A 20,370-nucleotide genomic window follows, 5' to 3' on the forward strand; every position below is an offset into this window, starting at 1 on the left:
ACTATGAAGGTTCGTGACAGCGGCATGCCCGATGAAGGGTACTGGGCCGAGTTTTTTGATGCCGATAGCGCTATAAAACAGCTTATCCCGGAGAAAACTCGCCAGGGAGACTGGCTGGAAGTCGGCTGTGGATATGGAACCTTCACCTTGCCCGCGGCGCGGTGGATTACCGGTACACTGTCTGCGGTGGACATCGATATGGATATGGTAGCCCGTACCAAACAGCTGGGGAGCGACGCTGGACTGGGAAATATTCATGTTGAACGGCGTGATGTGATTTCAGAGGGGGTTGGCCTTCCTCAAGGCAGTCAAGCAGGCGCTATGGTCTACAACCTTTTGCATCTGGAAGAACCTGTTAGCCTCCTTCGGAAGCTCCGCGACACCTTAAAACCCGGCGGTTATTTGTCCGTCATACACTGGCGCAGTGATATTCCCACACCCCGAGGCCCTGATCTAACCATTCGGCCAACGTCGGAACAATGTTCAGAGTGGATGTATCAAGCAGGCTTCCGCGAAGTCATAGCCATCGATATTACGCAATCCTGCCCCTATCATTTCGGATTACTGGCTGTAAATTAAACCGGGCAAACTGCCGCTTGCCCTCTTTCAAACGGCTTCCAAGCTGTGCTTAAAATGCCTTGCGATCCCGTGTCGTAAGCACATTGACTCCCGTAGCGCGCACCAGCTCTCGATGTAATTCGCCCCTTAATGGCAATCGCAACGACAGCAATTCCACCCAGTCTTTCCATAACACTGCCGCACTGGAAAGCACCTGCTTTTTTGCAAAGGCTCTCAGTGCTTTGTCAGAGATAGTCGTATTCGAAAGATAATCCAGCTGGAACGATGCGAGCAACCTCAAACCTGGATCATGCATTTCACTTCGCCCCCCGCTTTTTACTTCGTTCATATCGCCGCCGTCTTCCTCATCCGACAATACGCAGCGCAAACCAAAACCGACTTGATAACGATAAATTAATTGATCACCCAGATTAGGGGCTCCGCTAAGACACTCAATTCGATCAACTCTTCGATAGAGATCGCATCGCTCAGCGCGATTCAAGGTCGTCAAATTGGTTTTCACATAGGCATCCAGCAGACAGGTTTCATAGAGCTGTAGTTCTTCGGTTTCACTCATGGCTGCCACCTACCACCTCCATCCATCGCGGGCGATTATTGTTTTTCCATACTGTACGAAGCGTTTCTTCTCGCCAATTATTGCTTTGGGTTACCGCAGCCAGGGAGATATCGACACTGTCCTTCGCCTCTAGCCCTTCGATCTTTATGGCATGGGATCGCCTCGGCAGCTGAACGGAAAAAACAGGCTGTATATTAAGGGCTTTCGAAACCTTTTCGATATCATTCAATGTGAGATCTGGTTTCTCTTCCATCCATTTCAACAGCGGATCTGATGTTAGCTGAGCGGCGGCACTGCTACTTAATGTTGTCGCTGTCTTTCTGAACATCAGATATGACAAAAGCCCTACGACACGATCACGCAGAGAGTCCTGCACTTCATTTACAATCATGAATTTCCTTAACAAGCTGGATAAAAAAGGGGCCGTCCTTGGCCAAGGGTGTGACCACATGCAGATTGATGTCCCGTGAGCAGAAAGCGTACGGCGAAGAAAACCTGGAGGAACCGTAACACTAAACCAACTCTGCAATGCAACACAGTTTCGCAGACAGAGGACCACAACGACTCTGAACCTTTCCTTGTCACGTGCACTCATCGGCGGAGCAATTACCGGGGTAACGGTAACACCACTGACTGAACGTAAAAGCCTTCTCAACTCAAGATCACCAATGAATCGACAAGCTCTGACTCCATCAGAATCGTTGTGGCCAAAATGAACGTCCTGACTACACCTCGACAGCAACCGCTTCCAGGACGTTCGCTAATCGATGGCCGGGCAATCCATGGAGCGCATCGATTTCAAGCTTACCACTACCCTCTTTGGCAGATCGCCCTGCATGACCACAAGGCGAATAACGTCCATGGAATGTACCGGGTAAGCGCAGTTGAATTAGAGCAAACGCGGTGACTTGCCCCAAGTAATAATCTTTCATGGAAATGAATAAGTTTAGATGAGTGGTAGCAAGCACCGTCGAGCAGAACAGGATTGACTCCTGCCTGCATTAGCACTACCGTACCAATACCCCTGATGGAGATGACCGCTCATCAAATTTCAGAAAAAAGTGCTAACACTTCAAAAATAAGCCACTCAAATGGCCATCAAAAGCAAGGTGATTGGTGAGCTGGTATTTTTACCAAAAAAAACAAGGGAATTTATTCTTTTTTCCCAAGATAATTCTTTAGCCATCACTGAAAAAGTTATTTTTTCCAGCTGAAGCGAGCCTTTCAGCTGATGATTTACTCTTTCCCTGCCCCAGTCATTTAAGTATATTCTCTCGCCACAACATCGAAGGAATCGGACTTACGCAGCATGAGCAACGTTAACTTACAAAAGAATTCTTTTTTTCGGCGCAATATCATTGCGACCCGAATAATCGGTGCATGGTTAACTGCTATTTTGCTGCTGATACAAGTCACTGCATTGGCAGCCAACGGTTGCTCTCCAATCAGTAACAGCAGCCAGGAATCCAGCTATCTTTTTCCTGATTATGAATCAACAGATGGTTGCAGTGGGAGTGAGCACCATCCTGAAACTGACGAAAAAACACCGTCAATCAAGGAGTCCGGTTGCGATAGCTGCCTATGTACGGTCATGGAAGTTTCCTGCAGCACACTTCCAATTGCAGAATCCCTTCCGTCCATTGATGGCAGTTCAAACGGAAAAATACCTCACACCAATCGAGCCGTACCGCAAGCTTGGCTCAAAGGCCCTTTCCGCCCTCCTCTAAACGAATTATTGCGTTAGCGCCCGCACAATGCACCCTCGAATGTTCACCAACAAACGTCGACATTCGGGCAACAAAGTGCTGGCCCCAAAGGAGCAGTCATACACATATCTGCAGTGTTATTTGAAAACATATCTGCAGCGCTGCCCCTCACACACCGTTTGCATGCAAAACACGCAAGTATGGTAAAGCACATCCATCGAAGGCAAAGCCATAAACTTTCCTTCGACCGGTAAAGAGATTTAAGCAGTAAGTGGTCAAATCTGAATGATGCTGGCCACTTAGTGAGTTCCCCTGGAGGGTAATATGCCAAAGATTCACAAAAACTTATGTCGTGCCGCCGCTCAATCTCTGTTCACAGCGATCGAAAGCCCGCGAGCCACACCACAAGATTTGGATCCCTTAAAACATCACGAGCAACTGTATTTATCCAATCTTACTTTTGGACAACAAAAGTATTTGGTAGAAAAAGCCGATCAGTTCGTCAAAATCAGTCTTGATATAGAAGCGCTTCGCCAGAAGTTGTCGGAAGTCAAAAATATGGAGTCGTTGCGCGATCTGGAAGATACCTACCTATTGCTAGGCGCTCCCCTTTGCATGATGCGTCGATTGTTCGGCTTACACGCTGCGGAGTTTTCCCATCGCCGCAAACTATTGGGTATTGCCGGTTCCTCAAACGGCCGCCCCAGGCAATGCGGAGAAGACACCGAACACATCGTATGGAAGCTTTGGGTACAACATCAGGACCTGGATGAACGAGCAAGATTTCTGAAAATAGCCGAAGTCACTGATTTGGACCTGCATCAAATCTGGTCAGCCTTGAGAGAACACTTGAAATGATTGCACAACTTTTTCAGCGAGGCCTCTCAGAGCTGGCTCGCTACAGGGCAGAAACTCGTTCATCACGCAGGAAGAGTCAACCTTCCTCGCGTAAGTCAGAACGATTTCGGACATTGGCACGTTACAAAAACGGCGCCTGGCTGGATACCCCTGCTGTGACTCAGCCCTCTCAAACCGTACAAACCAAATTGTGGTTTCGAGATCGAGAGGATCAACATTTCGTTAAAATCCTGAACAGCCAACGTCCGGTTGATTTTCAGACCTATATCGAGCGAAAAGTGATGCCGACACTGGCCATGTTTTTACATGAATCCAAACACGCCGTTGTCGAGCATGGTTTCACCTGCTCTGCGGTCAGCAAACCCTAGAGGCAAATAAAATGAGCACTCTGGTACTAAAAAGGAAAGTTGGCCAAGGAATCGTTATCGATCAACAGGTAAAGGTCGAGGTCATTGGTATCGATAAGGGCAAGGTTCGCCTTGCCATTCAGGCACCAAGCGGCATTCCTATCAGATCAAAACAAACTTCAGAATTATCCGAGAGGCGCATCACCATGCCCTCTCAACATAGACGGATTAAGAATTTATGAGTATGCCCCATATATCAACGCCCACAGAGCCTCTAAAGGAAGGCCAGAGGCTACCTGAAATTTTTGTGTATAACGACAATGGAAGCCTGTTTTCCTTGTCTTCGCCGAATGCTGATTTGCGCTGGAGAATCATTCTTTTGCATCGAGGCAAGCGCTGCCAGGTTTGCAAGCTTTACCTGGAGCAATGGAGCAAACACAGTGAAGCGTTGTCTGATCTTGGCATCGAACTGATCGCTGCCTCGGGTGACCCTAGAAAGCCGGAAGCCAGCAATGACGATGCGCTTCCTGGTGTGAAATATGGATATGGCTTAAGCCGGAAGCACTTGAACGCCCTGGGGGCCTATACCTATCTCGACAGTAAAGCCAATCGCCTACAGCCAGAACCCGCCGTCATTTTGATTGACCAACACGGCGATGTGAAAATGAGCCATTATTCAAGTAGCCCGTTTCTGCAAGCGAATATCAACCTGCTCCTCTCAGGTATCCGCTGGCTCAATCTGACAGAAGCCAAACAACAATCAGCATCTCTGGCTACTGCGGCAAACTAACCGCGAGATCCGAATTATCGTTCCTCAAACGGAAAATGGATGTGTTCCTGCAGCTTTCGCTCGAACTCTCCGCTCTGATCTTTTGTATACCCCACCTCATGGCCCGCATAACAGCGGGCTGCAAACCACCAATCACCGCCAAGCTCAAAGTGGGTTCGCAATATTCGGGCCGAGTGAGACAGATTGCCAAGCGGACTGAGCAAAACGCCCGTATCAGATCGTGGTTGATAATGAACCCGCATTAAGCCGATACGAACACGGCGTGCGCTGTTTTCCAATTGGGTCAAAACATTTCGAGCGGCCACAATTGAACGGAACCGCACTGCCAATCCATTGATCATGATTACCCAGGGGCTGATCAGTGGCAGACGCTCCGAGCGCCTTAACTCCGATTCTCTTCCATCCAGAACCACGCTCATTACATACAACAGATCAAGTGGCACTCGATGGGCCCGAGCCGCCAGTGAATAAACCATGGGAATTTTCTGAAAGAAAATATGGCGGGCACTTGAAGATCGAGCTATCTCTGACAACAGCAGTAAATTCACAGTTGTTAGGGTGCCTTCCTGGGCTTTCATAGCAAACTCTCAGTCCATTTACCAACAATCGCCTGCCCTGCTGACAAGACTATAAGGAGAACGAAAACTTCAGTACTTCAGGTGACATGGAATGGTAATGCCGGATGCATTCGCAGCCCTCTTCACAGGGGAAAGTGGAAAGATCGGCGTGGTAGTCTGGATTTGAAGCCATTGCCGCTTTTAGATACCTGAACGCACTGGCAGTAAGTGTTTTGTATTGAGGTATCGTTGATGGCAGGCCATCCAGCCGTACAGCCTTCAGGTGCTGAGGCAATTCCAACATACCTGCGATGCATCGAAGTAAGATGACAGCTTGCTCCCGCCCGAATCGGAATTCGCTCAACCACTGCACGGGAAGATGCGTCAGCCTTAAGTCGGATTGAATGTAACTCCATCGCTCCGGGTGAAAATGAGATAACCGCAGAGAACGTACCCACTGTTGTGACAAACAGTCCGCTGAAATTTCAAATACGACAGGACCACTCAAAGCATTCCGACAGCGTTCCCGATGAGGATCACTTAGGGACAAGGTGTTGTCATACCATAAACCCTGCCTTTTTTGGGCGACCACTGAAGACCCTGTATCCCATAACTGTCTGGATACGATGGCACCACGATACAGAGATTGGACAGCTTGATTCACCGTTAATCTCAAATACAAAGTATCGACATGGATTCGTTCCAGTAATGACAATATCACTGCATCGGAAAATTCAAATTTGGACATAGTACTTCTCAGATTCAGAAGCCCCTCTCAGGAGGGGCTTTGAAAACTGTGAACAGTGAACGTTGTCAAATCAGAATGCATCCACCGATTCAAACTGCGCAAGAGGATCAAAAGTCATCAGTTCTAATGAAGCGGCATCCAATTGAGGGCCACCTGAAACCTGAGCACGACTTCCTTCTTCAAGGCTTGCAGCCATCATTTCTTCTTTCACCTCTACCTCTTCCTGTTCAAACAGATCACTTTCGGAGCCGCCCAGCACATCGTCGAGAGGCAAAGTAGCTTGATCCGAAAAATCCGTCGCCAGCATCAACGGCGTCTCATCGGCAAGCACCAAGTGATCATTTACTTGGACGTTCAGTGCTTTCGCCACATCTGACATTGAGGATGGAATGGAAGCTGATCGTGAAATGGCGAAGTCTGCCAAGACACCCAGATCGATAATCGGCGCTTCATTCACGTTAGTAACCTGGATCGTAAAGGACGCCTCCGAGCTTGTGCCGTTACTGGATGTCGACACCACAGTGATGCTATGTTCTGTCGCCGACTCATAATCCAGACCTCCAGCGACAGAGACTTCACCCGTGTTCGCATCGATCTGAAAACGACCATCGGCATCATCACTGAGCGAGTAGCTCACCTGATCCGCTGGGTCGCCAGTAGCCGAAGCGATCAAACCCACTACTGTACCCACCGCACTGTTTTCCGCCACACTGTTTTCTCGAGGATCACGATCCGTGGTACTACCCAACGGCACCAACTCAACAACATCAGCAACCGATACGGTAAATGTCGCTTCACTTTGGGTGCCATTACTGGACGTCGCGAGCACGACAATTTGATGACTGATGTGTGATTCATAATCCAGATCACCGGCGACGGTAACCACACCGGATTCCGGATCAATGGCGAAGCGGCCACCGGCATCGTCAAGCAGAGAATAACTTACGATGTCGTTAGGACCACCCACCGCCAAAGCGGTAACACCAACAACGGTACCAACGGAACTATTTTCATCGACGGTATTATTGGAAATATCACTGTCGCTGACAGAACCCAGTGGTATTAATTCCTGTACATCGGAAACCTCTATCGAAAAGCTCGCCTCGCTTTGGGTTCCGTTACTGGACGTTGCTACAACCACAATCTGATGACTGTTGTTGGATTCATAATCCAGATCACCTGCAACAGTAACCACGCCCGTATTTGGATCAATAGCAAAACGACCGCCAGCATTATCACCCAGGGTGTAGGTCACGGTATCGTTAGGTCCGGACACGGCTTGCGCGGTAATACCCACAACGGTTCCGACCGGACTGTTTTCTGCCACGCTATTGGTCGAAGCATCTGCATCAGTCGCCGAAGCAACCGGTACCAGCTCCTGCACATCAGAAACCTGAATAGTGAACGAAGATTCGCTTTGCGTTCCATTACTGGATGTTGCAACAACCGTGATCACATGACTCGTTTGCGCTTCGTAATCCAAATCTCCAGCAACGGTTACGACCCCTGAGCTGGCATCAATGGCAAAACGGCCATCGGCATTGTCGCTCAGCGAATACGTTACGGTGTCGTTCGGGCCACCTGCCGCCTGAGCCGTCACACCAACCACTGTGCCAACCGGGCTGTTTTCTGCCACGGTATTATCACCGCCATCGCGATCAGTGACGTGGCCAACAGGAACGGGCAACAGTTCGTTAACATCAATCACATCGACGGTCAGTGTTTGTTGATCCGTTAGGCCGCCTTCGTCGGTAACGGTCACTGTTAACGTCACAGAAGTTTCAGTTTCATAATCCAGACTTTGATCATCTTTCAGTTTCAGAACACCGCCCACCACTTCGAAGCGAGCGTCATCAACGCTATAGGTTTCCTGACCCTGGCCATCCGGATCCTGAACTGCCACCGTCGCAATCTGTGCACCGGCCTGGTTTTCCTGAACCGCCAAAGTGTTGCTGGCGCCATTGCCATCAAAACTTTCTATCTTCAGGTTATCTATCGCCCAGGATTCATTTTCCAACCACTCGTTCAGAGTACTGCCGAGTCTTAACGTCAGCTGGTCCCCTGGTTGTTCAACCTCAATACGAACGGTATAGAGTTGATCTGTGACATAACCATTTGCGTATTGAGTAAAGCCGTGATCGGCACTTGCGCCCTGTGGCTCCATCGACCAGCTCAACGAACCCTGAGTTCCTGACGTCGCACCGTCATCTCTTTGATGAGACAAAGAAGCAATTTCGACGCGCTCTCCATTCACTTCAACGACAAAGCTTTCTCCATCCCAGGAATCAAATTCATAAAGATTGAATTCGATGACGGCGCGATCAGCGCCACTTCCCAGAGCAAAGGTTTTCTCAGTAGAATCCGGGGCGTTACCCGTGAAAATATTAGGACCACCGAAGCGACCTAAAACAGTGCCGGTTGGAGATCCGCCATCGCTGGTGGTGTTATTACTCCAACCCGTCGCACCATTCTCGAAATCTTCTGTAATCGTAGTTATCGCCGTTGACGTTTGCTGGTCGCTGCCATTAATGAGCAAGGTGGGCGCCTCATTGGCGTTTCCAATGTTAATGGTGAAACTCGCCTCGCTTTGAGTGCCATTGCTGGACGTCGCGACGACCACAATGTTATGGCTGGACGCCGCTTCATAATCCAGATCACCCGCAACCGTTACCACACCGGTATCGCTATCAATCGCAAAGCGACCATCCGCATCTTCACTCAGAGAGTAGCTCACAGTGTCATTTGGACCACCCACCGCCAAAGCGGTCACACCGACAACAGACCCCACGGCGCTGTTTTCAGCAACGATATCGTCATTGCCATCGCTGTCACTGATGCTGCCCACCGGCACGACGGGAACCTGTTCATTGACATCAATCACTGCAATCGTCAGGGTTTGCTGATCCGTTAAGCCGCCTTCATCGGTGACGGTCACAGTCAGAGTGACAGAGGTTTCGGCTTCATAATCGAGGCTTTGACCATCTTTCAGTTTCAGAACACCGCCCACCACTTCAAAACGGGCGTCATCGACACGATAACTTTCCTGGCCTTGGCCATCCGGGTCTTGAACCGCTACCGTAGCGATATGCGCACCGGCCTGGTTTTCCTGAACGGCTAAGCTATGGTTCGCGCCATTCCCGTCAAAGCTCTGGATGCGTAAATTATCGATACCCCAGGACTCATTGCTTACAGCCTCATCCAATGTGCTGCTGAGTTTCAAATTCAGCTCATCGCCCGGCTGTTGAATTTCGATACGAACCGTATGAATCTGGTCACCGTCGTTATACTGCGACCAACCATTTGTGAAACCCAGATGCGCACTTGGACCATGAGTGACGAGGGACCAACTGATGTTCCCCTGAGAACCTGAGTTATCTTCACTGTCACGATAAATCGACAGCGGTATTTCGATACGCTCGCCGTTCACTTCAACAATGAAGTTTTCACCATCCCAGGAATCGATCTCATATAAATTGAATTCAACAACAGCACTCTCGGCACCGCTGCCCAATGAGAATGTTTTTTCGACTACATCGTTTATCTTACCCGTCCAGATGTTTCCGGCACCCTGGCCAAAGCGTCCCAGGAAGTTTCCAAAATGGACACCACCATCAGTAGTCGTATTATTACTCCAGCCACTGGCATCGTTTTCAAAATCTTCGGTAATGAGGGTCGTTGCCCCCACCTGATCGCTGCCATTGACCAACAAAGTAGGCGCGTCATTGGCATCAGCAATATTGACGGTAAAACTTGCTTCGCTGCGAGTGCCATTGCTGGAGGTGGCGACCACAACAATGTTGTGGCTGGACGCCGTTTCATAGTCCAATTCACCGGCAACGGTGACAACACCTGTATCGCCATCAATAGTGAAACGACCATCCGCATCCTCACTCAAGGAATAAGTCACGGTGTCATTAGGACCTGCGACGGCCAGAGCGGTAACTCCAACAACCGAACCAACGGTGCTGTTTTCAGCCACAGTGTTATCACGGCTATCGCTGTCGCTGACACTTCCGACCGGCACCAACTCATTAACGTCGATTACACCAATGGTCAGAGTTTGCTGGTCTGTTAAACCACCTTCGTCAGTGACGGTAACGGTTAGGGTGACCGAGCTTTCCGTTTCATAGTCCAGGCTCTGGCCATCCTTAAGCTTCAGAACACCGCCGACCACTTCAAAGCGGGAATCACTAACGCTATAGGTTTCCTGGCCCTGACCATCCTGATCCTGAACAGCCACCGTTGCGATGTGGGCACCGGCCTGGTTCTCCTGAACCGCCAGGCTGTTACTGCCGCCATGACTATCGAAGCTCTGGATACGAAGATTGTCGATACCCCAGGATTCATTCTCGACCCACTCATCCAAAGAACTGCTGAGTTTCAATGTCAGCTGATCACTAGGTTGTTGAACTTCGATTCGGACCGTATGAATCTGATCGGTTCCCTGAATATACCAGGCGTTTGTGAAACCCAGATTAGACGCTGGCCCTTGAGGAACCAGTGACCAGCTTACTGAACCCTGAGTACCTGAATTCGCCTCATCGTCTCGCGTATAGGACAACGGTATTTCAATACGCTCACCATTCACGTCGATGATAAAATTTTCATTGTCCCAAGAATCGATCTCATAAAGATCAAATTCGATGACCGCGCTTTCTGCGCCACTCCCCAGGGCAAAGGTTTTTTCTACCGCATCCGGGCCACCACCGAAAATTCCGCCACCACTGAAACGACCAAGAAAATTGCTCAGGCTCGCACCACCGTCCGTAGTGTTGTTATTGCTCCAACCCGTTGTACCACTCTCAAAGTCTTCCGTAATTGTATTAGTGCTGCCTTGTTGACTGCGACCGTTAACAAGTAAGGTCGGTGCATCATTTTCATCCGCAATGTTGACTGTAAAAGACGCTTCACTTCGAGTGCCATTACTGGAAATCGCCACCACGACAATCTCGTAGCTTGATGCGGTTTCATAGTCCAATTCACCGGCAACGGTGACAACGCCCGTTGTACCGTTAATGGAAAAGCGGCCATCGGCATCTTCACTCAGGGAATAGCTAATCGTGTCGTTTGGGTCACCTACCGCCAGAGCGGTTACTCCGACAACGGTTCCAACCACACTGTTTTCGACGACGCTATTATCCTCGGCATTGCTGTCGCTGATATCACTTACAGGAACAATTTCCTCTACGTCGCCAACGGGGATAATGTAGCTCGCTTCGCTAGAGGAACCATCACTCGAAGTGGCACGTACCGTAATTTCATGATGTTCCGCAGTTTCATAATCCAACTCACCCGCCAAGGTCACCAGGCCGGTCGTCGGGTCGATGGTGAACAAGCCATCTGCGTCATCCACCAACTCGTAGGACACCTGGTCACCAGCATCTGGATCAACGGCATTAACCTTGACACCAACTTCGGAACCGATAGCGCTGTCCTCAGGAACAGGAACCATTGTGAGAATTTGGTTTTCGATACTGCTTACCGTTTCAGCAATATCCAGCACCACTACCTTGACGTTCAGAGAGCTTGATAAACCACCCGCATCAGTAACGGTAACGGTTAACGGCAATTCCGCATCCAATTCATAATTCAGACTCGCGCCATCTTTCAGTTTCAAAACACTACCAACAACCTCAAAACGGTCATCGCTGACGGTATAACTGTGGGTATCGCCTTTATCAGGATCCGTCACCCCAAGCTGAACGACCTTTGCGCCAGCGTCATTTTCTTTGATTTCAAACGTTGGCACCGATGGCGTTGCAGGTTTATTGCCACCCGAAATCAACTCCGGATTCACGAGAGCATTCTTGTTGGTTTGAGAAACATTGTCTGTCATTTTCGTTCCTTCCATTGTAAATAATTTGAGCATGACCCTAATCCCCAGAAACGAAGTTTCAAACGTGACGTAACTGTGCGGGACAAACGCGTCAGGAGGTCATCCGAAAACACAAGGAAACCCACCCCGACGAGCATGGCATTAAACCCAAATTGTCACCCCATTCCTCCTTTTAACTTTTCCAAAGTGGAAGAAAGATTAAAGAAATCCACTAGCTTGACGACCACTCGTGCAGCAATCGTTTGTAGGCAACATTGATACGATCCAGAGAAACCAGGCATCGAGGATCAGCTTTCAGCTCACGCTGTGACGCACCGAGTAACTGCAACACATAACGATGCGCCGCATTTGGAACCCAACTTTGAACATGATTCTTTGCAAGACACAATCGCCCTTCCTTGACGGCCTGAATCTCAAGCAACGCACCGACCGGATAGAGCACCGCCATACCCGGCCCAAGACGAACACAACGCTGCCATCCGTTATAGCGAATGCTGATCGCACCACCCTGATACTCTTTTTCATCGGAGAGGCATAGAATGCAGGCGATATCCGCTCGCGTTTGAGAACCTTCTTTTAAGGGGGATTCGATATGCGGTATCACTTTCTGCCCAATCGACAGCCCCAGCCACCCGAACGGAGAAAGTCGGCGACCAAAACTGTAGGACTGGACTTTGGAATTGCTTTTTAACTCGTGCAGCAACAAGTGATTTAACGCCCTCCGAAGGGAAATCGCTCCTCGCCAAAGATGCCGATCAAAAGAGACATCAAACAGCAATGATGGCGTGCCCGACACAGGCTGCCAATTTCCTTTTGATATTGCTGCACGAACCCGAGCCAATGTTGGCCGATCCAAAACCTGGCAGATTTGAATAGACACCTACCCTCCTATCAAACGCTTTGAGGTTGAAAAAGGAGCGCAGTTAAGCAGTTGGAGTGACCCGCCACCAGAAAAAAGCTTCCTCGCGCCAGAGCGAGTTAATGCTTGCCAGGCATCAATCAATGCTGCCCGGCCGTCAAATAGTTTTCAACATCACCCGTTCAATCGCGACACTGAAAATATGAATAATGGATAAGGAATCGATAAGAATGGATGACAGCAAATATGGTAGGCGCGAAAAAATCAGCTTTTTATTTTGGTCAAGTGAGCCACGCGCCCCGAGATGACGGGGCGACAGTGTGAATGATATCTTTTCTGCTACAGGCTTTCATGGGGACCGAACACTTCATAGTGAACGCGCTCTTCCTCAACCCCAAGGTCCAGTAACTGTTGTTTAACAAAGGCCATAAATGGCACAGGGCCGCAAACATAGAAATGCGCGCTCTCCAGATGAAGATCGTCACGAACCGAAGACAGATCCATCATATTCGAATGACACTGAAAGCCGTCAACGGAACACGCCGAGTTATTCTCCGCGCGTTCTTCTCCTTCCAAATACCATACATGGCCTTGCCAGCCCCATTGTTTTCCGTGCGCACTGCCCAGAATATCCGACACAGCGTCTTTAAAAGAATGCTCACCGGCGTGGTTGCAGGCATGGAGATAACTAAGCCCCTGGCCAACCTGATGTTCATAAAGAGTTTCCAGCATGGATTGCATGGGCGTTAATCCAACCCCCGCGCTGATCAGAACGGTCGGAGCCTGGCGATCAACAAAATGAAAATCACCACAAGGGGGACGAATGATCACTTCATCACCGGTCTGCAACTCGTCGTGCAAATAGTTGGACACCATGCCGGGATGATCCATACCTTCTCGCTTAACAGAAATCTGATAACGACGGCCATCAGATCGACCTGACAGGGAATATTGGCGAATCTCGATATTTTCCGATTTCGAAGGTTTAACTTCGAGCCCCAGATATTGGCCTGGAAGAAAATCCATCACCGGAGCACCATCCACCGGCTCAAACACAAAGCTTTTTACCAGTTTGGATTCGCTACGCTTTTCGCGAAGCCGGAATACCCGCTTCCCTCTCCAGCCACCCGTGTCATCTTCACCTTGCTGATAGATACTCTCCTCACGCTGAATAAAAATATTGGCGAGCAAACCGTAGGCTTCCACCCAGGCCGTTTCGACCTCCGGAGTAAAGGCTTCGCCGGTCAATTCCCGGAGCGTTTCAATTAAGTGATGCCCTACAATGTCGTATTGCTCGGGCTGAATACCAAAACTGCTGTGCTTGTGTGCTATGCGTTCTACAGCGCCTTTAAGCACTTCGAGATTTTCAATATTTTTCGCGTAGCCGGCAATTGCATCATAGAGCGCCGCACGTTGACGGCCCGAACGCTGATGGCTCATATTGAACACATCTTGCAGTTCCGGGTTGTGTAAAAACATCCTGCGGTAAAAATGATCGGTTAAAATATCACTTGCACCCTCGATCAATGGAATGGTCGATTTGACCACCTGAATAGTATGTTCACTCAGCATACAAAAGAATCCTTACGAAACGATAATACAGCTGCCCTTCTCTCGACATCTGGGCTAGTGGTCAGAATGTCTATCGGACAACCCCAAGCTGGGGGATGAAAAGCCACGGCTTAAAAATCGCGACTTCCAAAGAATTTCAATGCAATACAGCGCAGGAGATAGCCTATCTTGAGCAAGCCCGCGCAAATCACGGTTGTGGTGTGCCAGAAAATGAGCGTCGCAATTGACAGAGACTGCTCAAAGCCGTAGCTCAGCACCACGGAAACGAGAATACTTCCCGTGGCAACCAACATAATCCAGTTCCCGAGAATCAGAGCCCACTGGTGAGCCCGAATTTCGTTGGATTCATGAATGTCTTTCGGCATCCAGAGTTGTCGATACATAGCACCTCTCCCGGATTTGAAGCGATTTTGATGCAAACCTCACATCACCCCAAAGATGCAAGTTACATACATCTTTAAAGATGCATGTTACATGCTTTTTATAAACGGTCAAGCTATAATTAGGCCATACAAACAGGAGGACATTATTTGCAGCTCACAAAACACACCGACTACGCTTTTCGAATCTTGACGTATGTGGCCTCTATGACCGAGGAAAAAACCACCATACAGAAGATATCCCTGTCTCTGGATATCTCGAAAAATCACTTAATGAAGATCGTGAATCGAATGGCTTCAGAGGGGTGGATCGACGCGAGCCGAGGGAAAAACGGCGGCATAAAGCTCGGAATTCCTCCCGAGACCCTGTCTCTGAGAGAAGTGGTTGAAGTTATGGAACAGACACTTGCGCCAGTAAACTGCGACTCACCCCTGTGTACCTTGAACCCCCACTGCCAACTGAAAGGCATTCTTCACGATGCGCAACAAGCCTTCATGCAGCATCTGGGCAAATATACCCTGGCTGATTTAATCAAAAAGCCAATGCCTAATCTTATCCACGCCTTGGAACTGGCCTGAGCTTCAAGCTTTCTGCTCTACCATCGAGATTCAAACATTTTTCTCCAGCGCTCGGGCAACACCAGCAGCGTCAACCTAGATAGAAACCTATTATTTTCAAAAATAGGTTTACGCTCACAGGCAAAGCGATTGCCATGATCAACTTCCCTCAACAGATTCTTTTGACGGGAGATAACCATGAAACCCTTGGAAATTTACGCCAGTGAATGGTTGAACTGCGCCGCCCCGCTTTCCCTTGAAAAATACCGGGGGAAAGTGGTCGTAGTCACCGCCTTTCAGATGCTCTGCCCTGCCTGCGTGTCCCATAGTCTGCCCCAGGCAATGGACTTAAGCCGCACCTTTTCGAACAAGGATGTGCAGGTCATTGGCTTGCACACTGTGTTTGAACACCATGACGCGATGGACAGCAACGCATTGAAAGCTTTTTTGCAGGAGTATCGGATCTCCATTCCTGTGGCCATCGATCAGGCTCAAGCTTCCGGCACTCCCCGAACCATGTCCACATGGGGCCTATCAGGCACCCCAAGCCTGTTGATTTTTGGTCCTGGTGGCGAATTGCGCTTGCGCCATTTTGGCCTGCTGCCCGACGTGGTTCTGGGGCACTGTATCGGACGTTTGAACAACGGACATTCATCCACAGACAACCCCGCAAACTTCGGCAGCAACACCACAGCCAAGGGATGCAGGCCTGGAGATACTGAATAAGACCTAACAGCAGGCCATCGCTATGCCCGGTGCTCGCGGCATAATTGATCCGGGCCATTTTTTTCCAGCGACACAGCCAAAAGCTGGCAATAAGGCTCCCCCTGCGGACCCCTTGAATGATGCTTACAACTACGGCACACCCCAAAACCTGGCACATCCCCTTCGACGACCAATTGCATCAACAAAATGTCCAGCCCCGCCAAAACCTGTTGTCGAGCAGCGGATTCCAGATTTTCAAAGGCCGAGCCAAGCCAGGTTGCCGGGAGGGCTTCAGTCAGAACTTGCCTGCCCTCATCGGTCAATCTGAGATGCACCAATCGCCGATCATTCGCGTCCGCGACTTTGCGCAGCAAATCCTTGTTCTCAAGCACTTTGATGCTCTGGGAAACCGTGCCCTTGGTCTGCCCTAAATATTCAGTGACCGCGATGGGGGTATCCGAGTACTGATTGCAAATCGACAGGTAATGCAACATTTCCAGATGCACGGGCAAGAGACCAAACCTGGCCGCCGATCTTCTGAGATCCACCTTGTAGAGCTCTGAAAGCCGCTCGACCCGCTTATGCAATTCTAATTGACTCATAATCAAATGGTATCGACTAAAAACCTTCTTGACAAGCCCAGAAAAATACAGCAACAATAAAAAGGTATCGAGTCGATACATGTAAATTTATTATCTGGAGATATACCTCATGAGAAACGCAATTTTTTATCACGCAGGCTGTCCGGTTTGCATCGATGCAGAGCAACAGATATTGGGTGCCTTAGACTCTCAAATTGCCATTGATATTGTCCATTTAGGTGATAAACCTGCCTCCATCCAACAAGCTGAAAGCCGCGGTGTGCAATCCGTTCCTGCCTTGGTTTTGGACGATCAGGTTTTCCACATCAACTTCGGTGCTGCCCTGGTTGATCTGAAAGGGGAATCGTGATGAAAGCAATTTGCACACTGCTGCCCCTGCTGCTCATCAGCGGCGGAATTGCAGCCCACTCTGGTGATAAGCATCAAGGCGGCATCCATTCACAAAGCCAGCCAAATACCACCGCAGAGTTCGACATCGTACACACACGTGTGACCACCGAGGGCCGAATCGCCACCTTCCATATGGCGGTGTCGGGGAAAGCTGGAAAGAACAAGCCAACTGCAACAGGAAAAACCGCTGGCAGTGACGTTTTCTCTTATGTCTGGCCAACCAATATCGACAGCTACGAAGTGGGCTTTGAACGCAATGCCGGAATTTTAGCACTGGCAATCACTTCCCACCCTGACTTCGATGACACCCCGCTTTACGATGAAAATGGCGATGGTTCAACCGAAAACGATGGCGATGTTTGGCATAGTCACTGGGTGGTTCTCAAACCCAATGACGCTTGTGGTAAAGGTGCTTTAGCGGTTGTTGATATCCCCGAAGGCACCAAACCCCGACTTCCCAAAACCTGGCCTGGTTTCCCCATTTTGCTGGACAGCCCCGGTTGGGACCCAACATTTCACAATGAATCGGTAAATATCAAAGTTGCTTTCGATACGCCGCAAGCCATTCAAGCGCTTAAGTTCGATGGTGTCACTGCCGGCCTGAGAGTGAACGAAAGCGTTCATGCACCATTGCTGTGTGTGGTCAACGTAATGGATGTTGCTTCAGGTGATTTGAGCCTGCCGGGGAGAGTCAATCGATAGCTCACTGGGGTTGCTGCATAAACTCCACAGCAGCCCCCGTTTTTTAGCGAGTGTTTTATACCGGATAAACTGGAGGAACAAATAATGCCTAAAGTCTATAAACAACTGTGTATGTCTGCGGCCAGATCACTTATTTGCGAAGCCGAACGCACCCTCAGCCTGGCTATGATACTAAGCCCTTTAAGCAGCCAGGAACTTTACGCCCTTTCTACATTAACATTCGGGCAGCAGCAATACCTGGTCGAACGTGCTTCACAGTTTATGGATGTTCAAATCGACATTCAGAAATTTCGCGCATGTCTGGAAGAGCTTCACGATCACCAGCGCAGACGAGCACTCGAAGACCGATACCTTGAACTGGGCGCTCCACTCGAATTGATGCGTCGCCTTTTTGGATTAAATGCTGGGGAGTTCTCCTATCGCCGCCGCTTGTTGGATCAAGGCGGTATCGGAAATGGACGCCCGCAAAGCTGCAGCGAAAACGATGAGCAGCAGGCCTGGCGACATTGGCAACAGCACAGCCATCTCGATGAGCATCAACGATTTCTAAAAGCTGCCGAAAGCTCCGGCTTAACGCTGCGTCAGCTCTGGACCTCCATCAAAGCGTATATTGATCAAGATCCGATTCCCTGCAATCGTATGCCATCGATCACAGTAACGCGCCCCAAAGCTTCTATGTGAACTGGGTTAATATGAAAGGGCCTTTCAAAATCCAAACCTCGGGGAGGAGGCAATTATAGTCTTAGAGACTGATAAACTTCCGCGACCACACCCGGCCGGCCGAACTAATCCAGCCCCAGGTCATCGACAATACGACTCGCAGTACTGATTTTTTCCCTTTTTACACCGTAATCCTTGACCAAAACATCAATCACTGCCGGCAATGGATCAATATAAGTCCAACGCTTCCCATGCTTCTCGTTGACTTTGTTCGCAATCAACTCCGCTAGATCCCCTACTGTCAAAACAACAGAAGCTTCATCATCGCTGAGGGATATATCAAACTCCTCTTCAACCCACATGACCAATTCAACTGTGTCCAGGCCCATGTTTCTAGTTTCCTGAGCTAAGAAAAAATGTAATCACTGATCGATGATTTCGAAATCCACGACCAAGTCAGAGGTATATACCACCTCATCAAAAGATGACTCTTGAGCGGGGGAACGTTGTTTTGACAACGGCAATGACTTACCTTTTCGCAACGAAGCTGTAACAACAACCTCTTCAAGCATCATTGCTCCGCGAGAAGCTCGATGCCCTTCGTTGGAATCTCTAATACCGACTGCACGAAGTTTTAAGTCCAGCAGTGATTCATACATATCTTTCTGCTTAAGAATATCAGCTAGGGCCTTGGCCTTAACCTTTTCGAGATACTCTTTTTTCTTCGAATGTTCGAATACTGTGTCGGAAAGAACAACTTGCTTGTACCGATCGGCAATTTTCGCGATTTCTTCCAGATGTTCTTCACGAATGATCGAAATGGCCATACGATTAACAACCTTAAAGCTGGATGGCTTGCTACCAAACCATCCATACTCAGGAGAAGAAGAAAACTTTGAACTTTTGATGGCACTCTCCTCAATTCCGGAATCAAGCAATTCTTGATTTACTCTATCCCGCAAAGAGCTGTTATCAGCGATGGACTGAGATAGCATCTTATTTTCTGTGGTCACAACAAGACTAATAATCGCCACATCAGAGTAGGCCTTTTCTTCGGCTGAAGCACTTATAACAACAACATTTCCGGTGGGATGAAGAAATCCTCTCAAGTCCTCGGGATTCCCTTTAATTTCGGGCTGAGCAATCACAGTCCCGGAAAACAGAACACCAATAAAACATAAAAAACTTTTCACAGTAACTTCCTTTTGTGAATAAACCTGACATATGGGCAAAGTGTCGAGCAAAGCAATCAACTCTTATTATTATAAGTAAAATGTCATCCTGTCGAGGACATAGAATCCCGATCCTTAGAAAAGTGATTCAAGAGTAACTTAACGCCCAAACACAACATAAGCAGTCTGATAATGTAATTCATACTCGAAACAATGACATAACTCAAGGTCCCTTTTTCGAGAAACCCATAAACAGAGGTAGCTATGAGCAGAATGGCAAGAAGAACACATATTATTTTCACATAGAGCTTATCGCTGGTCATAGATAGCAAATAAAAGGCATACGAAAATAGAATTGAAATTAAGGGCATATAAGGCTGAAACCTTGAAAGTAACAAATAATCAGAAGCTCCAGTGCTGTCACCCAAATGGAAGTGAGCCCAGAAGGGAGACAGAAAGCCGATAATTTCAATTGAAATAGGCCATAAAATTAGGCCAAGCATAAAAACTCTGAGTGATCGCTGAATCATATTTTTCCCTTAAACAAGCTTGCTTCCCTAACATTTTGATCGGCACGGGCATCTGCAAAAAGATGTGCCCAAGCAAAACAGGCATATTAGAGTGTATCACCATTTATTTCATCCACTTTTCTCACAGTCAAGCCCTCCGCCTACTACTCACAAGGGCAAGTAGCAACCGATATGCATGCAGAACTGTGTACCGGGCATAAGGGTTAACATGCAAGATCAGCGCTCTCAGGCAAAACAAGCCTTAATTTCTCAGACAAAAGCTG

The 20,370-nt window shown here is 48.8% G+C and carries 23 protein-coding genes; 11 read left to right on the top strand and 12 right to left on the bottom strand.

The features are described 5' to 3' along the window. Positions 1-3: 3 nt before the first annotated feature. Positions 4-579 (top strand): class I SAM-dependent methyltransferase, encoded by a 576-nt coding sequence (locus G8768_RS10700; protein WP_166847324.1) that lies wholly within the window; start codon positions 4-6, stop codon positions 577-579. A 49-nt stretch (positions 580-628) separates the two neighbouring features. On the opposite strand, the gene G8768_RS10705 is transcribed toward G8768_RS10700, so the two are convergent. The 3 genes from G8768_RS10705 to G8768_RS10715 form a co-directional block, all read right to left on the bottom strand. Next, positions 629-1,135: a hypothetical protein gene (locus G8768_RS10705; RefSeq protein ID WP_166847321.1), complete on the bottom strand. Its 507-nt coding sequence runs from the start codon at positions 1,133-1,135 to the stop codon at positions 629-631. Next, positions 1,128-1,526, bottom strand: coding sequence for a hypothetical protein (locus G8768_RS10710; RefSeq protein ID WP_166847318.1), 399 nt, complete (start codon positions 1,524-1,526; stop codon positions 1,128-1,130). Before G8768_RS10710 ends, G8768_RS10705 begins: the two co-directional genes overlap by 8 nt. A gap of 334 nt (positions 1,527-1,860) precedes the next feature. Next, positions 1,861-2,067 carry a hypothetical protein gene (locus G8768_RS10715; RefSeq protein WP_166847315.1) on the bottom strand — a complete coding sequence of 69 codons (207 nt, stop codon included), beginning with the start codon at positions 2,065-2,067 and terminating at the stop codon, positions 1,861-1,863. Positions 2,068-2,444: 377 nt separating this feature from the next. Here G8768_RS10715 and G8768_RS10720 point away from each other — a divergent pair, with 377 nt between their 5' ends. From G8768_RS10720 to G8768_RS10740, 5 genes are all read left to right on the top strand, one after another. Beyond that, on the top strand, positions 2,445-2,879 hold the full coding sequence (locus G8768_RS10720) for a hypothetical protein (RefSeq protein ID WP_166847312.1): 435 nt from the start codon (positions 2,445-2,447) through the stop codon (positions 2,877-2,879). 286 nt (positions 2,880-3,165) lie between these two features. Continuing rightward, positions 3,166-3,699, top strand: coding sequence for an STY4526/YPO1902 family pathogenicity island replication protein (locus tag G8768_RS10725; RefSeq protein ID WP_166847309.1), 534 nt, complete (start codon positions 3,166-3,168; stop codon positions 3,697-3,699). Continuing rightward, positions 3,696-4,067 carry a hypothetical protein gene (locus G8768_RS10730; protein ID WP_166847306.1) on the top strand — a complete coding sequence of 124 codons (372 nt, stop codon included), beginning with the start codon at positions 3,696-3,698 and terminating at the stop codon, positions 4,065-4,067. Before G8768_RS10725 ends, G8768_RS10730 begins: the two co-directional genes overlap by 4 nt. 11 nt (positions 4,068-4,078) lie before the next feature. Next, positions 4,079-4,288: a carbon storage regulator gene (locus G8768_RS10735; RefSeq protein ID WP_166847303.1), complete on the top strand. Its 210-nt coding sequence runs from the start codon at positions 4,079-4,081 to the stop codon at positions 4,286-4,288. A 2-nt stretch (positions 4,289-4,290) separates the two neighbouring features. After that, positions 4,291-4,836: a redoxin domain-containing protein gene (locus tag G8768_RS10740; RefSeq protein ID WP_166847300.1), complete on the top strand. Its 546-nt coding sequence runs from the start codon at positions 4,291-4,293 to the stop codon at positions 4,834-4,836. Positions 4,837-4,850: 14 nt separating this feature from the next. Here the strand turns inward: G8768_RS10740 and G8768_RS10745 are convergent, their stop codons facing one another. From G8768_RS10745 to G8768_RS10770, 6 genes are all read right to left on the bottom strand, one after another. After that, positions 4,851-5,414, bottom strand: a complete 564-nt coding sequence (locus G8768_RS10745) for a hypothetical protein (RefSeq protein ID WP_166847297.1) — start codon at positions 5,412-5,414, stop codon at positions 4,851-4,853. 49 nt (positions 5,415-5,463) lie between these two features. Continuing rightward, positions 5,464-6,141 carry a hypothetical protein gene (locus tag G8768_RS10750; protein WP_166847294.1) on the bottom strand — a complete coding sequence of 226 codons (678 nt, stop codon included), beginning with the start codon at positions 6,139-6,141 and terminating at the stop codon, positions 5,464-5,466. 70 nt (positions 6,142-6,211) lie between these two features. Then, complete coding sequence (locus G8768_RS10755) at positions 6,212-11,977, bottom strand: cadherin repeat domain-containing protein (RefSeq protein WP_166847291.1); 5,766 nt, start codon at positions 11,975-11,977, stop codon at positions 6,212-6,214. 211 nt (positions 11,978-12,188) lie between these two features. After that, positions 12,189-12,857, bottom strand: a complete 669-nt coding sequence (locus tag G8768_RS10760; RefSeq protein WP_166847289.1) for a 2OG-Fe(II) oxygenase family protein — start codon at positions 12,855-12,857, stop codon at positions 12,189-12,191. 318 nt (positions 12,858-13,175) lie between these two features. Then, positions 13,176-14,408: an NO-inducible flavohemoprotein gene (hmpA, locus tag G8768_RS10765; RefSeq protein ID WP_166847284.1), complete on the bottom strand. Its 1,233-nt coding sequence runs from the start codon at positions 14,406-14,408 to the stop codon at positions 13,176-13,178. A 110-nt stretch (positions 14,409-14,518) separates the two neighbouring features. Next, on the bottom strand, positions 14,519-14,791 hold the full coding sequence (locus G8768_RS10770; protein WP_166847280.1) for a hypothetical protein: 273 nt from the start codon (positions 14,789-14,791) through the stop codon (positions 14,519-14,521). 147 nt (positions 14,792-14,938) lie between these two features. Here G8768_RS10770 and G8768_RS10775 point away from each other — a divergent pair, with 147 nt between their 5' ends. After that, positions 14,939-15,367 carry an Rrf2 family transcriptional regulator gene (locus G8768_RS10775; protein WP_166847277.1) on the top strand — a complete coding sequence of 143 codons (429 nt, stop codon included), beginning with the start codon at positions 14,939-14,941 and terminating at the stop codon, positions 15,365-15,367. Between the two features lie 177 nt (positions 15,368-15,544). Then, positions 15,545-16,072, top strand: a complete 528-nt coding sequence (locus tag G8768_RS10780; protein ID WP_166847274.1) for a redoxin family protein — start codon at positions 15,545-15,547, stop codon at positions 16,070-16,072. 20 nt (positions 16,073-16,092) lie between these two features. Here G8768_RS10780 and G8768_RS10785 read toward each other — a convergent pair whose 3' ends face one another. Beyond that, positions 16,093-16,653 carry a MarR family winged helix-turn-helix transcriptional regulator gene (locus tag G8768_RS10785; protein ID WP_166847271.1) on the bottom strand — a complete coding sequence of 187 codons (561 nt, stop codon included), beginning with the start codon at positions 16,651-16,653 and terminating at the stop codon, positions 16,093-16,095. Positions 16,654-16,762: 109 nt separating this feature from the next. Here G8768_RS10785 and G8768_RS10790 point away from each other — a divergent pair, with 109 nt between their 5' ends. The 3 genes from G8768_RS10790 (at position 16,763) to G8768_RS10800 (ending at position 18,426) form a co-directional block, all read left to right on the top strand. After that, positions 16,763-17,002, top strand: coding sequence for a thioredoxin family protein (locus G8768_RS10790; RefSeq protein WP_166847268.1), 240 nt, complete (start codon positions 16,763-16,765; stop codon positions 17,000-17,002). Then, positions 17,002-17,745 (top strand): hypothetical protein, encoded by a 744-nt coding sequence (locus G8768_RS10795; RefSeq protein ID WP_166847265.1) that lies wholly within the window; start codon positions 17,002-17,004, stop codon positions 17,743-17,745. Before G8768_RS10790 ends, G8768_RS10795 begins: the two co-directional genes overlap by 1 nt. An 84-nt stretch (positions 17,746-17,829) precedes the next feature. After that, entirely contained in the window at positions 17,830-18,426 is a 597-nt protein-coding gene (locus G8768_RS10800; RefSeq protein ID WP_166847262.1) for an STY4526/YPO1902 family pathogenicity island replication protein, read from the top strand. 104 nt (positions 18,427-18,530) lie between these two features. Here the strand turns inward: G8768_RS10800 and G8768_RS21365 are convergent, their stop codons facing one another. Together G8768_RS21365 and G8768_RS10810 are read right to left on the bottom strand one after the other, a co-directional pair. Next, on the bottom strand, positions 18,531-18,794 hold the full coding sequence (locus G8768_RS21365) for an acyl carrier protein (RefSeq protein ID WP_166847259.1): 264 nt from the start codon (positions 18,792-18,794) through the stop codon (positions 18,531-18,533). 33 nt (positions 18,795-18,827) lie between these two features. Next, positions 18,828-19,598, bottom strand: coding sequence for an SIMPL domain-containing protein (locus G8768_RS10810; RefSeq protein ID WP_166847257.1), 771 nt, complete (start codon positions 19,596-19,598; stop codon positions 18,828-18,830). Between the last annotated feature and the right edge of the window lie 772 nt (positions 19,599-20,370).

Source organism: Pseudoteredinibacter isoporae, assembly GCF_011602085.1.
In the GTDB taxonomy this organism is placed as follows: domain Bacteria; phylum Pseudomonadota; class Gammaproteobacteria; order Pseudomonadales; family Cellvibrionaceae; genus Pseudoteredinibacter; species Pseudoteredinibacter isoporae.

Bases quoted from the DNA above. Each gene is read 5' to 3' on its own strand.
- G8768_RS10710 (WP_166847318.1), bottom strand. From the start codon at position 1,526: ATGATTGTAAATGAAGTGCAGGACTCTCTGCGTGATCGTGTCGTAGGG.
- G8768_RS21365 (WP_166847259.1), bottom strand. From the start codon at position 18,794: ATGGGCCTGGACACAGTTGAATTGGTCATGTGGGTTGAAGAGGAGTTT.
- G8768_RS10700 (WP_166847324.1), top strand. From the start codon at position 4: ATGAAGGTTCGTGACAGCGGCATGCCCGATGAAGGGTACTGGGCCGAG.
- G8768_RS10780 (WP_166847274.1), top strand. From the start codon at position 15,545: ATGAAACCCTTGGAAATTTACGCCAGTGAATGGTTGAACTGCGCCGCC.
- G8768_RS10755 (WP_166847291.1), bottom strand. From the start codon at position 11,977: ATGACAGACAATGTTTCTCAAACCAACAAGAATGCTCTCGTGAATCCG.
- G8768_RS10750 (WP_166847294.1), bottom strand. From the start codon at position 6,141: ATGTCCAAATTTGAATTTTCCGATGCAGTGATATTGTCATTACTGGAA.
- G8768_RS10740 (WP_166847300.1), top strand. From the start codon at position 4,291: ATGCCCCATATATCAACGCCCACAGAGCCTCTAAAGGAAGGCCAGAGG.
- G8768_RS10770 (WP_166847280.1), bottom strand. From the start codon at position 14,791: ATGTATCGACAACTCTGGATGCCGAAAGACATTCATGAATCCAACGAA.
- G8768_RS10785 (WP_166847271.1), bottom strand. From the start codon at position 16,653: ATGAGTCAATTAGAATTGCATAAGCGGGTCGAGCGGCTTTCAGAGCTC.
- G8768_RS10715 (WP_166847315.1), bottom strand. From the start codon at position 2,067: ATGAAAGATTATTACTTGGGGCAAGTCACCGCGTTTGCTCTAATTCAA.
- G8768_RS10735 (WP_166847303.1), top strand. From the start codon at position 4,079: ATGAGCACTCTGGTACTAAAAAGGAAAGTTGGCCAAGGAATCGTTATC.
- G8768_RS10790 (WP_166847268.1), top strand. From the start codon at position 16,763: ATGAGAAACGCAATTTTTTATCACGCAGGCTGTCCGGTTTGCATCGAT.
- G8768_RS10705 (WP_166847321.1), bottom strand. From the start codon at position 1,135: ATGAGTGAAACCGAAGAACTACAGCTCTATGAAACCTGTCTGCTGGAT.
- G8768_RS10725 (WP_166847309.1), top strand. From the start codon at position 3,166: ATGCCAAAGATTCACAAAAACTTATGTCGTGCCGCCGCTCAATCTCTG.
- hmpA (WP_166847284.1), bottom strand. From the start codon at position 14,408: ATGCTGAGTGAACATACTATTCAGGTGGTCAAATCGACCATTCCATTG.
- G8768_RS10800 (WP_166847262.1), top strand. From the start codon at position 17,830: ATGCCTAAAGTCTATAAACAACTGTGTATGTCTGCGGCCAGATCACTT.
- G8768_RS10730 (WP_166847306.1), top strand. From the start codon at position 3,696: ATGATTGCACAACTTTTTCAGCGAGGCCTCTCAGAGCTGGCTCGCTAC.
- G8768_RS10745 (WP_166847297.1), bottom strand. From the start codon at position 5,414: ATGAAAGCCCAGGAAGGCACCCTAACAACTGTGAATTTACTGCTGTTG.
- G8768_RS10795 (WP_166847265.1), top strand. From the start codon at position 17,002: ATGAAAGCAATTTGCACACTGCTGCCCCTGCTGCTCATCAGCGGCGGA.
- G8768_RS10720 (WP_166847312.1), top strand. From the start codon at position 2,445: ATGAGCAACGTTAACTTACAAAAGAATTCTTTTTTTCGGCGCAATATC.